15 protein-coding genes are annotated in these 14,672 nt (G+C 44.7%); 5 read left to right on the top strand and 10 right to left on the bottom strand.

The window, feature by feature from the left end; translation table 11 throughout:
- Positions 1-388 precede the first annotated feature (388 nt).
- From AB4114_RS32505 to AB4114_RS32475, 7 genes are all read right to left on the bottom strand, one after another.
- Positions 389-907, bottom strand: a complete 519-nt coding sequence (locus AB4114_RS32505; protein ID WP_441992124.1) for a DinB family protein — start codon at positions 905-907, stop codon at positions 389-391.
- A gap of 100 nt (positions 908-1,007) precedes the next feature.
- Entirely contained in the window at positions 1,008-2,603 is a 1,596-nt protein-coding gene (locus tag AB4114_RS32500; protein ID WP_441992123.1) for an extracellular solute-binding protein, read from the bottom strand.
- An 84-nt stretch (positions 2,604-2,687) separates the two neighbouring features.
- Positions 2,688-3,560, bottom strand: coding sequence for a carbohydrate ABC transporter permease (locus AB4114_RS32495; RefSeq protein WP_216626213.1), 873 nt, complete (start codon positions 3,558-3,560; stop codon positions 2,688-2,690).
- Between the two features lie 15 nt (positions 3,561-3,575).
- Positions 3,576-4,508, bottom strand: a complete 933-nt coding sequence (locus AB4114_RS32490; protein WP_441992122.1) for an ABC transporter permease — start codon at positions 4,506-4,508, stop codon at positions 3,576-3,578.
- Positions 4,509-4,548: 40 nt separating this feature from the next.
- Positions 4,549-6,168 (bottom strand): extracellular solute-binding protein, encoded by a 1,620-nt coding sequence (locus AB4114_RS32485; protein ID WP_441992121.1) that lies wholly within the window; start codon positions 6,166-6,168, stop codon positions 4,549-4,551.
- Between the two features lie 319 nt (positions 6,169-6,487).
- Positions 6,488-7,573 (bottom strand): L-dopachrome tautomerase-related protein, encoded by a 1,086-nt coding sequence (locus AB4114_RS32480; RefSeq protein WP_441992120.1) that lies wholly within the window; start codon positions 7,571-7,573, stop codon positions 6,488-6,490.
- A 274-nt stretch (positions 7,574-7,847) separates the two neighbouring features.
- Positions 7,848-8,129, bottom strand: coding sequence for a hypothetical protein (locus AB4114_RS32475; protein WP_441992119.1), 282 nt, complete (start codon positions 8,127-8,129; stop codon positions 7,848-7,850).
- A gap of 184 nt (positions 8,130-8,313) precedes the next feature.
- On the opposite strand from AB4114_RS32475, the gene AB4114_RS32470 reads away from it, so the two are divergent.
- From AB4114_RS32470 to AB4114_RS32450, 5 genes are read left to right on the top strand one after another with little or no spacing between them, the layout of a single operon-like run.
- Complete coding sequence (locus AB4114_RS32470; RefSeq protein WP_028556487.1) at positions 8,314-8,556, top strand: hypothetical protein; 243 nt, start codon at positions 8,314-8,316, stop codon at positions 8,554-8,556.
- Positions 8,557-8,568: 12 nt separating this feature from the next.
- Positions 8,569-8,955, top strand: a complete 387-nt coding sequence (locus AB4114_RS32465) for a spore coat protein (protein WP_441992118.1) — start codon at positions 8,569-8,571, stop codon at positions 8,953-8,955.
- Positions 8,952-10,088 carry a zinc-dependent alcohol dehydrogenase gene (locus AB4114_RS32460; RefSeq protein WP_441992117.1) on the top strand — a complete coding sequence of 379 codons (1,137 nt, stop codon included), beginning with the start codon at positions 8,952-8,954 and terminating at the stop codon, positions 10,086-10,088. The genes AB4114_RS32465 and AB4114_RS32460 overlap by 4 nt, the downstream gene beginning before the upstream one ends.
- 31 nt (positions 10,089-10,119) lie before the next feature.
- Positions 10,120-10,320 (top strand): hypothetical protein, encoded by a 201-nt coding sequence (locus tag AB4114_RS32455; RefSeq protein WP_441992116.1) that lies wholly within the window; start codon positions 10,120-10,122, stop codon positions 10,318-10,320.
- A 10-nt stretch (positions 10,321-10,330) separates the two neighbouring features.
- Positions 10,331-10,627: a spore coat protein gene (locus tag AB4114_RS32450; RefSeq protein WP_441992115.1), complete on the top strand. Its 297-nt coding sequence runs from the start codon at positions 10,331-10,333 to the stop codon at positions 10,625-10,627.
- A gap of 185 nt (positions 10,628-10,812) precedes the next feature.
- Here AB4114_RS32450 and AB4114_RS32445 read toward each other — a convergent pair whose 3' ends face one another.
- From AB4114_RS32445 to AB4114_RS32435, 3 genes are all read right to left on the bottom strand, one after another.
- Complete coding sequence (locus AB4114_RS32445) at positions 10,813-12,381, bottom strand: response regulator transcription factor (RefSeq protein WP_441992114.1); 1,569 nt, start codon at positions 12,379-12,381, stop codon at positions 10,813-10,815.
- Entirely contained in the window at positions 12,359-14,197 is a 1,839-nt protein-coding gene (locus AB4114_RS32440; RefSeq protein WP_441992113.1) for a cache domain-containing sensor histidine kinase, read from the bottom strand. Before AB4114_RS32440 ends, AB4114_RS32445 begins: the two co-directional genes overlap by 23 nt.
- A gap of 168 nt (positions 14,198-14,365) precedes the next feature.
- Positions 14,366-14,611: a hypothetical protein gene (locus tag AB4114_RS32435; protein ID WP_171633072.1), complete on the bottom strand. Its 246-nt coding sequence runs from the start codon at positions 14,609-14,611 to the stop codon at positions 14,366-14,368.
- Positions 14,612-14,672 lie beyond the last annotated feature (61 nt).

The raw sequence follows: 14,672 nt of genomic DNA, 5'->3' as shown, positions 1-14,672 counted from the left end.
TGAGTCCAAGCCGATATCATGAGGCCTGGAAGGCAAATAAATTAGGGGTAGTGGAGATTACCCTTTAAAAAAGGTTGAATACGAAAAATGAGAAACTGCGAGAAAGCAAGTATTCAGCAGATAGACTCCATAATTAAGGGGCCGAACCGTACTACAGTTAATATCCCCACTTTTCGCCAACTCATAGGATTCCCCCAAAATTAGCTACATATAATCCATCTAAACCAATTTTTCAACTGATTTCACTCAAATTAACATCAGAAAATCCATCTAATTTGCGGATGGTGGGGGGAGCGCACGCGGTGCAGCTTCTAGACTTGAAGCTTCTGAACATGGTAGCACACACATGGGCAAGTGATCATTCTCGTGAAGTGTAGCTTCGACGCGTTTAAGCTAGCTGCTCTGCCCCCGCATACCAGAACAACGCGTATTCCGTCATAACGGAAGCATGACCCATTTGGCGCAGCATGGCCGTGACATTCCCCCGATGGTACGTTGCGTGATTCACAACCTGTAGGACCATTTCAGCCAAACTGGTATCCCTTACGCCTGCATAGGGATTATCGAGCATAATTTTCTTTTCCAAGTTAGGCTGCTCCTTCAAAAATTCCTTAAATCGCAGCGACAACTCGGTATACATGTCCTCTAGTTCCTCCAAGCTTTTGCTCTCTGTTGCTTCGGTTATCGGCCAAGAGGCTTCCATTGCCGCCTTCATATTCCTACCTCCAAGTATGTCTAACCAAACGCGATCTGTCAGGTAGATATGAGCAATCACTTTCGATACCGTCGGAAACACACTCTGAACTTCTTGGCGGTACACCTCTTGTGGAAGCTCCTTCAACCTCTTGATCAGCGTTTGATTCGCCCATACATGATAGTCATACATGCGTTCAGCCGTTTGTGTCATTTAACATTCACTCCTTCAATTGGTATTATCCTTATTTCCAGTTATACCCTTATTATAAAACAAGTACCCTGACAGCATATTGTCAGGGTACTTCACTTTTTTATTTACCTAACTTATTCATGTAATCGACATATTCTTTCTCTGCATCCGCTGTAGCTGGATACCATTCTTTCTCCAAGAACTCCTTAAACTGCTGAAGAGTAAGAGTGCCCATCAAGTATTTCAATTCTTGATCGTCTTTTTTCTTCACTAGATCCGGAATTGTTGTATTCAGGTTCAAGATTTTAGGTGAGCGAACGGCAGGCACGTTTACTACAGTCATTTGCTTCATCGCAGCATCCAATTGCGCTTTGTACGTATTCAATCTGTCTACTGTATCTGCACCCTCGATAATAGCTGGGTTGCCATCAATCGCGTTAGCAAGCGTCATATACGTGCTTGTTGTGGAAGCAAGTTTGGTTGCTTGTTCTGCCGTACGAGAAATATTTTTGGTGGCAGGATCATAGCTGTCAAACGTTAACCCTTTCGTACCTAATTGGAACAATGTGTTCGCTTCTGTTGTATTGCCCCAATCTAGGAATTTCAACACCCCATCCACATTTTTGGACGATTTCGGAATCATCCAGCCGCCCCACACTGCCGGCGTAACGAGATCCATGGCTACACCCTTGCTATCTTTTAATACAGGTTGATACGAGTACTTTTTGTCAGATTCCTTATCCTTGGATAAGTTGGCCATAACCGCGTACTGATGAGAATAAATGATACCGACGCGATTCTGATTCAGCTTCTCTTGATCCACATAAATCTTGTTAATCAGGTACTCAGGATCGATGAGTTTTTGTTCATTTAAGCCTTTCAAATACGTCAAGAAAGGAATATAGCCGGACATTTTCTCTCTGATTTTATAAGCACCATCGGTATCTTTGACGCCATTGATGATCGGAAGATTAAAAGCAGAAGCTAAGAAGAAGGTGGAATTCCACACCGTGTTGCTGCCAAGGCTAGGATTGGACAAGCTCAGACAGTAGGTATCGGCTTTACCATTGCCATCTGGGTCATTATTGGTAAAAGCTTTACACACATTCGTAAACTCATCTAATGTTGTTGGCGCTTTCAAATTCAACTTATTCAGCCATTGCTGGTTGACCATGTACCCCCAGTGATTCACAACATTCGTTCTAGGAATAATGTACGTTTTCCCATCGTTGATGGATTTAACAGCGTCCCACATTTCTTTCGTAATGTTTTTCGTCAAATTCGGATATTTCGCAATCTTGTCATCAAGCGGCGTCAGTAGACCATCCTTAGACCATTTCTCCAGATTCGCGTCAGCCCCACCCCAGTTGTACACTAGATCTGGCAGATCGCCGGATGCCATCAGTACCTGAAGTTTCTCGACATAGTTGTTAATTGGAGGTGCCTCGACAGATAGCTTCACATTGGCCAACTTCTCAGCCTCTGCAATCACGGGATTGTTATCAATGACCACGTTCGCATTGACCCGGTTAAACATTTTGATACTGACAGGTGCTGCTTTGACTGGTGCTGCTGACGCTGTGCTTGCTCCTGGTGCTGTCGATGCAGCAGTTGTGCTAGCCGGCGTATCCGTGGTAGAACTACAAGCCATAACGATGGAAGACAATAACCCGATGCAAATGAGACTGCTTGCGATGCTTTTGACTGACCCTTTCAATACCAACATCTCCTTTATGTATCGCTATTATTAAACTGCGAAATAGCAGATTTAATCGAGGCTTACCCTTGCGAAATGATGAAATTACCCTTTAATCGAACCAACCAGTACACCCTTCATGAAATACTTTTGTAGGAAAGGATACACAAGCAGAATCGGGAGTGTCGCAAAAATGATGATCGCCATTTTAATCGTAAAAACCGTAATACCGCTGTTGTTCATATCCATGGCATCTTTGGCAATACCGCCATCATCGACGACCATCTCCCGCAAAATCAACATCAATGGCCACAAACTCCGCTTGGAGGTGTATATAATCGCTGAGAAGAACGTGTTCCACTGCGTCACCGCATGGAAAATAACGAAGGTCGCAATAGCAGGCTTAGAAAGTGGCACGATAATTTTATACAAAACCTTGATTTCATTGGCCCCATCGATAAAAGCCGATTCCTCCAAGCTCGCTGGTATAGCGCTTACAAAGTTCTTCATTAAGATCAAGTTGTAGGCGCCCAAGACGCCAGGTAAAATCATCGCCCATAAAGTGTTGTATATATGCAACGTTTTGATTAAGTAAAAGTTAGGAATCAACCCACCATTGAAGAACATCGTGAAGGTAATGAGAATCATAATGATGTTTCTGCCCTTTAAATCCGTTTTGGATAGCGGATAAGCTGAAATCAGGAGCAGGAATATATTGAGTGCTACGCCTATGATCGTGATGATCAGCGTATTCTTATACCCGGTCCACATGAGCGGCATCTGCAAAATCTGTTTGTACGCCGCTAGCTCAATGTGATAGGGGATGAGCTTCAAGGGATTCGCCAAATACTCAGAGTACGGTGTAATCGAGAATGCAGCCACATAGAAGAATGGAAATAAGCAAACGATTGCGAACAGCGTCACAATGCCATAATTCAAACCATCAAAAACTTTATCGCCAAACGATCGAATACCCACAAATGTAACCTCCTCTTACCAAATCCCATCTTCTTTCATCCACTTTGCGATCTGGTTGCTGGCTAGCAGGAATATCAGCCCAATCACAGAGGTGAACAGCCCAACGGTTGTACCGAAAGAGAACCTTCCGCCAATCAACCCGACGCGATACACATAGGTCTCAAACACTTCGGAAACACTGAGGTTCAACGGATTTTGCAATACAAAAATCTGTTCAAAGCCATTGCCCATAATATGACCCAGCCTTAGAATCAGCAGGATAATAATCGTCGATTTGATCCCTGGCAGCGTGACATTTAGGATTCTTTGGAAGCGGTTCGCACCATCGATACTAGCCGCCTCATACAGTTCCGTATTGATCCCTACCATCGCGGCTAAGTACAAAATGCTTTCCCAACCCGATTCTTTCCACATGCTGCTGAGGATCACCAAAGGTCGGAAATAATTCGTATCCGCCAGGAAGAACACCGGTTCAAAGCCAAACTGCTTCAAGAAAATATTCACGACGCCCCATGACGGGGATAAGAAGTTGACCAGAATACCCCCAATGACCACCCAAGAAATAAAATGCGGCAGATAGATGATCGTCTGCGTAATGCGTTGATAGGTGCGGTTACGCATCTCATTGAGCAGTAAAGCCAGTAGAATGGGGAACGGAAATCCAAATACAAGTCGCAGAAAACTTAAGTACAACGAGTTCCAGAACACGGTGTAGAAATCACTGAGCCCGAACATGTATCGGAAATTCTCGAAGCCAATCCAGGGACTTCCGACAATCCCCTTGGAGAAGTTGAAATCCTTGAACGCAATGATAATGCCGTACATCGGCACATAATTGAAAATGAGAAAGTACACAACAGCTGGAATCAACAGGATGTACAAATATTTCTTCTTATTGATATAGCGCAATGCGAGCTGCGTCTTACTCCTAGCCGTCTCAGATGCCATACCGATTCGTCACCACCTAACTGAGTGTCAGGTACGCCTCTCATTTGTTCTGAAGCGCACGTTGTTGCTTGAAAATATCATAGATATCTTTGCTCAAAATAATCGTATCCTTGTCCTTCTCATAAAAGGCTTTGTACCAAGCGTCCACTTGTGCGCCTCCCGCCTTCTCCCAAACGGCAATGGCATCCTTCTTCGCTTGCTCTGGCGAATAATTCGGTGTCAAAATGGCCTTCATCCAGATGTCGCCATCCCCTACATCCACTTGCTTCATCGTATCTGTAAGAATTTGCTGAAGATCTTTCGGCAGCTGAGGCATTTGCTCGGAATGCGTGGGTCCTGCCATCTGCAAATTAAAATCGATGAAGGAAGAATTCGCATCGAACATCTTCTTAACTTCCTGCTGCAAAGGGTCTTTCGTATCCATTTTCTCCACACCGAAGTAACATTTACCGGCAAGTGTTGGTGAGGCTAACATCCCGAAATCGCCTGACGCATAGTTGAATTCCTTCTGCCATTTATTCAAGTCCGTCACCTGCGGGCATTGACCTGGCAGTGTCTTACTGTGCACGCCTTCGAACCCGTAGTACATCGTTTTCATAAACGTCTCTGAAGCTGCGAAATCCACATATTTCATAACCGCTTCAGCATCCTTCGCTTCAGCATTTACAACACCCGTCATTTGGATCGGGTTGACGAAAATCGGATTAAAGCGTCCCACAGGGGTTGTCGGATAGGGCATAATAGCCAGCTCTGCGTCTGGCACACTCTTTTTCAGACCCACATAGAAGTCGTTATAAAAGGTAATCGGGACATTAAACTGATCCATATAAATGCCAATTTTCCCATTCAAGAAATCCTGCTTTGCCTTAGACCCGTTCTTATCGACAAAAAAATCCTTGTCAACCAATCCTTCATTGTACAGCCTTTTCTTGAAAGCTGTTACAGCCTGCATATTGTCCCACCCATGAATGAGCTCGTTGCCCAGAACAACGAAATTCGGATACGTGACACCGAACATTTCGTTTAGTGTAGCGACCGTATTATTGGCAAGGGCGAGGCCATAGGTATCCTTTTTCCCATTTCCATCGGGATCTTGCTCGGTAAAAGCTTTGGCAACCAGATACATCTCTTCGGTGGTTTGCGGAATGTCCAGATTCAATTTCCTGAGCCAATCCTTGCGAATAAAAATGCCGCGCTGAGGAATTGTTTCGTTAATACGGCCGAATTGATACAACTTGCCATCCGTACCCAACCCTGCTTTACGCAATGCTGGAAATTTCGTCAAGAGGGCCTTGTACGTCGTGCTGTATCTCTCAATCATATCGTCGATCGGACGAAGTTGCCCCTGATCGATCAACGGGTTCTTGACATGCGGCGCATATTCCAGAATGAGATCAGGTGCGCCTCCACCTGCGAATAGCGTGTTCAGCTTCTGATCAGACTGCGTCCGTGGTAAAGGAATGAAGGTGACATCCACGGGACCTGCTTGATTAATCCATTTCGTCATCAGATTGTTTTCAATCGTTCCTTGGCCGGAAGGGATGTTGCCACGATCATAAATCGTGACTGTAATCTTGCCCCGTTTCGCAGACTTCTGCGCATCGGATTCTTGTGCATTCTTCGTATGGGTAGAGCAGCCTGTCATAATGGATATGATCACCACAGTGGTCATCAATATTGGAAGGCGAGCTCGTTGGATTGGATTACGCAGAGTGCTTCCCCCTCTCGTTGTCATTGTGTTTATCATACCATTATGTAGTTAATTGTAAGAAAATTGGGACGGTACGACATCTACGATTTATGGGAAAACGGATACGATTTTTAGATTTTGGCGTGGTGTAGAAAAAAAACGCCCCCATCATCTAACCCAGACGATGGGGACTAGAAAGAAAATAAAATGTTAGGCTACACGATTAGCGGGAACGTAGCAACATCCATATCGGTGCAACTTGAGTCAACTTTGTAAAGTGATATATTTATCAAAAGGTAGGAGCAGGTAATTCATCAATTTTTATACGAAGTAAACTATAAGGTTTTTGCCGCATGTCTTTTCCATAATGAAATCTTGCCTGCCGATGTAATTGGTTCACAATAACATATAAGTGTTGATCCGGACCAATAGAAAAAGTATCGGGCCATAAAATTCTCGGATCATGTGCGATGGTTTCCATTATTCCATTCGGCAATATCTTTCGAATACTATCGTTTTCATAGTCTCCAGCGTAAACGTTTCCTTTTGCATCGGTTATCAATCCATCAGAAGCACCTTTTTCTCCCCAATACTGCACGTGATCACGTAAATTCAAATCCGGTATCGTTCTGTCTCTTAGGGCTTCTGTTGAGATCGAGTATAGATGACGACTGGTTAATGGACAAAAAAATAACATTTTTCCATCAGGGGAAATCGCTATACCATCAGAGGCCAATCGAAAGGGAGATGTCGAACCATCCCTATTTCGATTCATCAAAATTTTCCCTTCCACTTTCGGTAAAAAATACGGATCGGGTGAAGTTGAATTTGCTCCATTTAACCGTCTAAACGCATTTCCATTTTCTAAATTTACGACTATAATAGCGCCTGGACCGTTCGAAGAAGAATCCGTTATATAGGCATATCCGGATTTACCAATACGAAAATCAAATCGAACATCATTCAGATACGTTGTCGGCAAGACTACATCTTCTCCAAACGTATATACTTTACTTATTGCATTTGTATTTAAATCTACAGCGACTAATTTCGCCCCTCCTTTAATAGGCTCAGAAAAATTTGGTGCTGCCGTATCCAGTACCCACAGGGTTCCCCTTCCATCCGCAATTACACTTTGGACACTGATGAAGGACATCGTGATATTCAAAGGGTTTATCGTATTTGTTTCTAAATTAGGATAAGGCTGCAATCGACCCTCCACAATTTCCGCTACCGTAAATCTAACGTCATCTCCCCATTTCGGAAAGCAAATGAAGATACGCCCGGTTTCTGATACACTCACGCCTGTAGGCATAGCCCCATAAAATGAATAAACGAGTTCTAACTTACCGAAATATTCTTCCATAGGTAACATAGTTTTATRATATCCTCCMCAACATATTTGAACGGATATTACCTATATATGTTTAAAACTTTTTCTAATGCCTGGCTCTTAACGATTCTTTTTCTAAAAGTGGATGTTGAAGTCGTCGCCATCTTCTAACGGATTCGATTAATTTTTTTGAAAATGTCCGAGCACAACAAAAAGCTTCGGCACAAGCCGAAGCCTTCTGAAGGTGACTCTCCTCTCCGCGTCTATCCGTAAAAGAAAGAGAATCTCTGCCAAACCTATTTGCACCAAGACCGTTTTATTGTTGGTCCGGTAAACGTAACGCGTTCGCTGAAGTTTGCGCTTGATCTAAAAATTCCTCTGCTTGGGTCAATTGCTGCCGGGCCGTCTCCAAAGCAAGTGAATTTGTTGCCGCATTAGATTCACTTATCGAGCTTATTGCCTGATTTAAAGCGGTTTGCGCCTCAGAAACCGCTTTAGATGCATGCTGCTCCAGCATATTGCCGCTCGAATTAAGTGCACCTTCTGCCGGTTTTCTTGCATTTTCGGTTGCTAGATCAATTTTGTTTTCATTGGGCAAAGCAAGTCCTCCCTTGAGCAAAGATCATGAATTTAAACAGTAATAAGTATGCGGTTGAGAATTTGTTTATATTCCTGCGACTGTATGGAAATATCCGGATCCCACATTTCCGGCAATCAATTTTAGTATAAGAATCGATGCGTGGGAGAATCTAAGTTGATGAAAAAGGAGGTGATAATTTCTCATGAATACGCCAACCCTAGCGCTTCACGAATCGATGGAATTGCATGAAGCGTTAAACTTTAAAACGCTCTGCCTCGCTAAGTCAAAACTTATGCAAGGCTTGGTCTTTGACCAAGAACTAAAAGCGTTAATGCAGAAAGACGTAATTCAATCCACTCAACAGATCGCCGAGCTGCAAGCAATCTACGCAAGAGCTCCTTTCCAAGCGCCTGTTCCGAATAGCCCGACACCTATAACTCATTAAAGGGGAACGTAAATGAATACCGATTATTTAGACCCGATTAATTCATTAAATATGCCGGAAATGGCAGATATGACTTTTGCAATGGACTTCCTTCTTCGTGCCAAGGAGGGTGTGAGAAATTTGTCCATCGCCTTGACGGAAACGGCTTCTCCTGATGTAAGAGCGCTGCTGCACAATCATCTTAAGCAGGGGATTGTCATGCACCAAGAAATTACGGAGCTCATGATTCGTAAAAAATGGTTCCATCCCTACGAGCTGAACGAACAGTACCAACTCGACCAGCTTTCGGCGAAAAATACGGTGATGATCGGGCAGATGAATTTATTCCCGGATGATACGTCGCGTAAAGGGATGTTTGATCGGATCCCAGATCAACATATTGGAGGACATAAAGCATGAAGGCGGTAACTTATCAAGGGATTAAAAATGTCGTGGTCAAAGAGGTGCCGGATCCGAAGATTGAGAAACCGGACGATATGATCGTAAAGATCACCAGTAGCGCTATTTGCGGTTCCGACCTTCACCTTATTCACGGGATGATCCCTAACCTTCAGGAGAACTATGTCATCGGGCATGAACCGATGGGGATCGTAGAAGAGGTAGGCCCAGGCGTGACAAAGGTAAAGAAAGGCGACCGTGTGATCATCCCATTCAACATTGCATGCGGAGAATGCTTTTTTTGCAAAAATCAGCTGGAAAGCCAATGTGACAATTCAAACGAACATGGGGATATGGGCGCATATTTCGGCTACTCCGGAACGACTGGTGGATACCCTGGCGGGCAAGCCGAGTATTTACGAGTCCCGTTCGCAAATTTTACCCACTTCAAGATTCCCGAGAGCTGCGAACAACCGGACGAAAAGCTAAGCTTGATCGCCGATGCCATGACGACGGCATTCTGGAGCGTAGATAACGCCGGCGTAAAGAATGGAGATACGGTCATCGTGCTCGGCTGCGGTCCGGTCGGACTTCTGGCTCAGAAATTCTGCTGGCTGAAAGGAGCAAAGCGGGTCATAGCTGTCGACTATGTCGATTACCGCTTACAGCATGCGAAGCGAACGAATAATGTGGAAATCGTAAACTTCGAACAGGATAAGAATATCGGCAACAATCTCAAAGAAATGACCAAAGGCGGCGCCGATGTCGTGATTGATGCCGTAGGAATGGACGGCAAGATGAGCGATCTCGAATTTCTAGCCAGCGGTATGAAACTGCAAGGCGGCACCATGAGCGCATTTATCATTGCGTCCCAGGCTGTCCGTAAAGGCGGGACCATCCAAGTCACTGGGGTATACGGCGGACGCTATAACGGATTCCCGCTCGGCGACATCATGCAGCGCAACGTGAATATCCGTTCCGGACAGGCTCCAGTCATTCACTACATGCCGTATATGTACGAGTTGGTTACATCAGGCAAAGTGGACCCAGGAGACATTGTTACGCACGTCATTCCGCTCAGCGAGGCCAAGCGCGGCTATGAAGTGTTCGATACGAAAACGGACGATTGCATCAAAGTCATCTTAAAACCTTGAATATGGATAGATACATGGGAGGACAATTCGAATGAATTCCAATTACGCTTTGCATGAGATGCTGGAGGTTCATGAAATGGCTGCGTTCAAGACGATTTGCATGACCAAATCCAAAGCCATGCAAATTCTGGTAACCGACCCGGAGCTGATGCAAATTTTGCAGGAAGACGTGCAATTATCACAGCAGCAGCTTCAGGAGCTCGGTGGAGTGCTAACTAAAATGACCCAATAGGAGATAAAGCATGAATACAATATTAGAACACATGACAGGCCTTCATACGCTGACCGATGACGTGATCGCTATGGATTTTTTGATGAACGCCAAGAGTGGAGTCAGAAACTGCGCAATGGCCGTGACCGAATGTGCCACCCCCGAACTCAAGCAAATTTTGATGAAACAGCTCGACGAAGCCATAGACTCCCATGAAAAAATATCAATCTACATGATGCAGCGAGGCCTATACCATCCCTACCATATGCCAGAGCAAATTCAGCTCGATCTCAAAAACATTCAGACCGCTATGAACATTCCGTCCTGACACCGTATTTCGTCCCGGCAAAACGCGCAAAACCACATTGGTTCAGCGCGTTTTTGATTTTAGCCAGAGACTTCAGAGAACAAAATGTTCCACATGTCAAGAATCCAACAATACAATAAGGGACGATACGCTCTGCTAGTCTAGTACATTATTTTCACTAAACAGGGGACGCTATGAAGTAATACTCAATTCCGCACGTTGCTTATCGGATCAGGTCGAACCATCTTGCGGTAATCCTTCGGCGATAGGCCTGTTGTTTGCTTGAATAATTTGGCAAAATAGTTCGGTAAATCGTACCCGACGACGCCCGACACCTCGGTGATTTTCATATCCGTGTTAGCCAGTAGGCCCTTCGCTTTCTCCATCCGCAGTTCAATTAAATAATCAACAAAGCTGCGCCCTGTTTCTTTTTTGAACAGATGACTGAAATACGTTGCATTCAAATGCACCTGCGAGGCCACCAATTGAAGTGGCAACTGCTCCGCATAATGCTCCTCCATGTATCGTGCTGCCTTCCACACGACATTTTCACTGTACTTTTCCTGCCACGCCGTAAAACTGCTCATAAAGCGGTCTAATTCCATGCCCGTCCACTGGGACACCTCGTCGTTCGTGCCACAGGCGTGCAGCAGCGCGATTCGCTCTGTCAATAACTGCGGGTCATACGCCATCTCAAACTGCTTGCGTGCCGTTTCCTGTAAAGCAAAACTGAACGACAAAGCCTCCACTTTCCCATTTTCTATGGACAATCCATAGATGTCCTTCATCAATTGGGCTAGATACAGCTTCATCTGCTCGATTTGCCCTGCTAAAATAAACGCAATCGTTTGCGTACTAATAAGCTGCTGCTGCGCACGATTCGTCGATAACTGTTTATCGACCTGTACATCGTTTTTGTCCTGTGCCGCAATCATTGTTGCGCCCAACATGCTGCGCCCCGCCTCATATAGATCGGCAAGATCCTGTACGCCTGCTGCTGCCCCTGCACAATAAGAGGACATCTGTAAGCCAAGTAACCGTTCCACCGTTTCACAAGCCGCTTCACATACAAGCTTCTCCTCGAACGAATCCTGACAAAGCAAGGCAAACTGCCCATTTTCGATCAATAACAACTTTCCTTTCAAGTGATACATATCGAGCCATTCGCCGATCATATTTAGCACCGCAAACTGCAGTAACGGCATATCCCGCTTCGTATACATTTTGTGTGACGGCATGAAGTCCGTGATCTGGAATAAGATCAATTGGCAATTAGCTAAGCTTATCTCTAACTCCGCTGCTAATTCTGCTCGATAGGGAAAGCGCAACAAGAGCCCCCTCAACGTGTTCTCCAGTAATAGGGCGTGCTCCGTTTCCGCTTTGCGCAGATTCGCTTGCTTCTCCAATACTCGAACCTCAGCTTTATCTAACGCATCATAAATATCCTGTTTCCCACAAGGTTTAATGAGCAAATCCATGGCACCGTAACGCAATGCAGCTTGTGCATACTGAAAATCCTGAAATCCTGTTATGACGATGAACTCGATATGCGGGAACTTGAGCTTACTCCGTTTCAGCAGCTCTAAGCCATCCATTAATGGCATGCGAATGTCCGTTATGACGAGATCCGGCAGCCTCTCAGCTATGAGGATTTCTGCCTCCTGCCCGTTTTCTGCCTCACCGCAGACATGCCAGTTGGTTTCAGAGCCCGTAATCATTTTGGCTAACCCTTTGCGAAATAATGGCTCATCCTCAACTAATAAGATGTGGTTCATCCACCTTTCCCCCTTCGAAAGACATCATCTGTTCACACGGTAAAATCAAACGCATCCGCGTGCCCTGCGGCAAACGTTCGATTTCTAAGCGATAGGGATCGCCATAGACCAAGTAAATACGACGTACAACATTTCGAACACCAATACTCTCCCGTTCCCTCTGATGATCATACACCGACAGCTCTTTCGTCAGACGTACATACGTCCCCTCATCGATGCCGCTCCCATTATCCTCGATTTCAATTAGTAAATCAGCACCTTGGCGGAAAGCGCGAATCCATAACCGCTTGTTATCCGGCTGATCACGAAACGCGTGAACGAAGACATTCTCAACTAACGGTTGAAGGATCAACCTCTGCATGCCACAAGCCAATAACTCTTCCTCTGCTTCAATGGAAACGTGCAGCCCTTCACCGTGCCGAGCCTCTTGGATCGTCATATAATTGCGAATCTGCGTAAGCTCTTCCTGCAATGTACTTGGCGTAGAGACCGATTCCAATGAATACCGCAATAAATCAGATAAGCTTGTTACCAAGGAAGCCGTCTCCACATCGTCGTACAGGAGCATGATTTTCCAATATATCGAATTCAGAGCGTTGTATAAAAAATGTGGATTCAACTGAGCCTGCAGCGCCTTAAGCTCCGCTTCCTGTTCACTTAGCTTGCTGACATACACTTCCTTAATCAACGATTGAATGTTCTCGACCATCCGATTGAAACTTTCCGCTAGAAAAGCAAACTCATCATTCGACGTTTTGGGAATTTCAACCTCCAAATTACCTCTGCGCAATTGATGCATGGCAGACACTAATCCGTGTAAAGGTTTTAACATCCTACCACTGAAAATGGAGACACAGACCGCCATCAACAGAACACTGACGAGCCCAGAAATGACAGCAACCTGATACACCATCCTGCCCTTTTCCTCGATATCCGCCAAGGAAATACCACTAACAAGTTTGAAAGATCGGGCTTCATAGGTGCTTTTCACAAACAAATAATCTTCATTTTCATTCCTCTCGATAAAAGACCGCTCCTGATTTTCCCATGCGGGAATAATCCCAGCCCTGCCCTCCGGCGCTCGACTATACAGCAATTTATTATATTGGTCGAAAATATACGCTCCCGTCGTCCTGCCAGCCATCAGTTTGTCTAAAGGGCTTGTCAGAAAAGACTCATCAATAATCATGACCAGCGTCCCGTAAGCCGCTTGCTGCTTCGTCGATTTGAGCAAGCGGGTTGCGACCAGATTGCTTTTCTTCCCCGAAGGATCGGAGGAATCCGGAATATTTAATCGCTGCCACACGATCTCTGCTGAGCTCTGGTTCACACCCGACTTCACCTTATTGTAAAAGTCAGGAAACGTTATCTGCATCGACGGATTCGTATGACTGAAATAGTAATTATTCCCTTCCAAATCCACGATATATAACGCACGTATTTGCGGTGTTTCATTTTTCAATGGCAACAAAATTTCCGACAATTCACGTTCCAAAATAAATCTGCGATAGGCTTTTGTCTCGCCCTCTGGTGGTTCCGCACGAATCCCTTGCACAATTTGCTCTACGCGGGGGTGAAAAATAATAAAATCGGTAATCCGATACATATCTTGGATTTTAAAGCCAATTTGCTCCATCGTCTGCTCACTGGTCGTTAAATACTGCTTACTGATCTCACTTTCAAACAAATTCAAATAAATGCGATACGAAATGTACCCAGTAATGAGGGAACAAAGAATGATGATGATCGACAGTGTCAAAATTAATTTCACTTTAAAATGCTGATTAATGTACTGTAGCACTTGTCGATGCTTCATCTATAGATGGCCTCCTGAATTGTGCCAAGTCTTTCCTGAGAATCGTACTTACTAGTGTAATACATCCCCCTACCTGCTGACATCTATTTATTATCGAAAAACGGATACGATCTTTAGGTGTACGAAAAAACCGCCCATGCGTATCGCATCGACGGTCAGTCAGTCTTATTAGAATTGACGGTATACAACAGACTCATAATCGAGCCGCTTTTTATCAAGTTCACGTTGTTCACGATGCACCTGAAGCCAAGAACTGATACATACGACAACAATGCCAGCAAAGAGTAGAAAACCCAGCGCCTTCCACCAAAAACTGCCTGCGACAGAAGGATTGACCCCCATGATCAAAATTAGAACTGGAAGGAACCACATCATATTTCCGATATATATCCGAATCACTTTTCGTTTTAACAAGCTTCTCTATCCCCTAAAATGGATTCGCGTTCCGTATATCCTTCGCAGCCCCCTATCACTT

The sequence above is a fragment of the Paenibacillus sp. 2RAB27 genome, from assembly GCF_052115445.1.
Taxonomy (GTDB): domain Bacteria; phylum Bacillota; class Bacilli; order Paenibacillales; family NBRC-103111; genus Paenibacillus_E.
Note: the sequence above shows the minus strand (reverse complement) of the source record. Positions and strands in the feature narration are given on the sequence as shown.

What these genes read in the sequence shown, in the direction of transcription:
- AB4114_RS32455 (WP_441992116.1), top strand. Translation starts at nt 10,120, where the DNA reads ATGAATTCCAATTACGCTTTGCATGAGATGCTGGAGGTTCATGAAATG.
- AB4114_RS32480 (WP_441992120.1), bottom strand. Translation starts at nt 7,573, where the DNA reads ATGTTACCTATGGAAGAATATTTCGGTAAGTTAGAACTCGTTTATTCA.
- AB4114_RS32465 (WP_441992118.1), top strand. Translation starts at nt 8,569, where the DNA reads ATGAATACCGATTATTTAGACCCGATTAATTCATTAAATATGCCGGAA.
- AB4114_RS32440 (WP_441992113.1), bottom strand. Translation starts at nt 14,197, where the DNA reads ATGAAGCATCGACAAGTGCTACAGTACATTAATCAGCATTTTAAAGTG.
- AB4114_RS32445 (WP_441992114.1), bottom strand. Translation starts at nt 12,381, where the DNA reads ATGAACCACATCTTATTAGTTGAGGATGAGCCATTATTTCGCAAAGGG.
- AB4114_RS32505 (WP_441992124.1), bottom strand. Translation starts at nt 907, where the DNA reads ATGACACAAACGGCTGAACGCATGTATGACTATCATGTATGGGCGAAT.
- AB4114_RS32450 (WP_441992115.1), top strand. Translation starts at nt 10,331, where the DNA reads ATGAATACAATATTAGAACACATGACAGGCCTTCATACGCTGACCGAT.
- AB4114_RS32490 (WP_441992122.1), bottom strand. Translation starts at nt 4,508, where the DNA reads ATGGCATCTGAGACGGCTAGGAGTAAGACGCAGCTCGCATTGCGCTAT.
- AB4114_RS32460 (WP_441992117.1), top strand. Translation starts at nt 8,952, where the DNA reads ATGAAGGCGGTAACTTATCAAGGGATTAAAAATGTCGTGGTCAAAGAG.
- AB4114_RS32470 (WP_028556487.1), top strand. Translation starts at nt 8,314, where the DNA reads ATGAATACGCCAACCCTAGCGCTTCACGAATCGATGGAATTGCATGAA.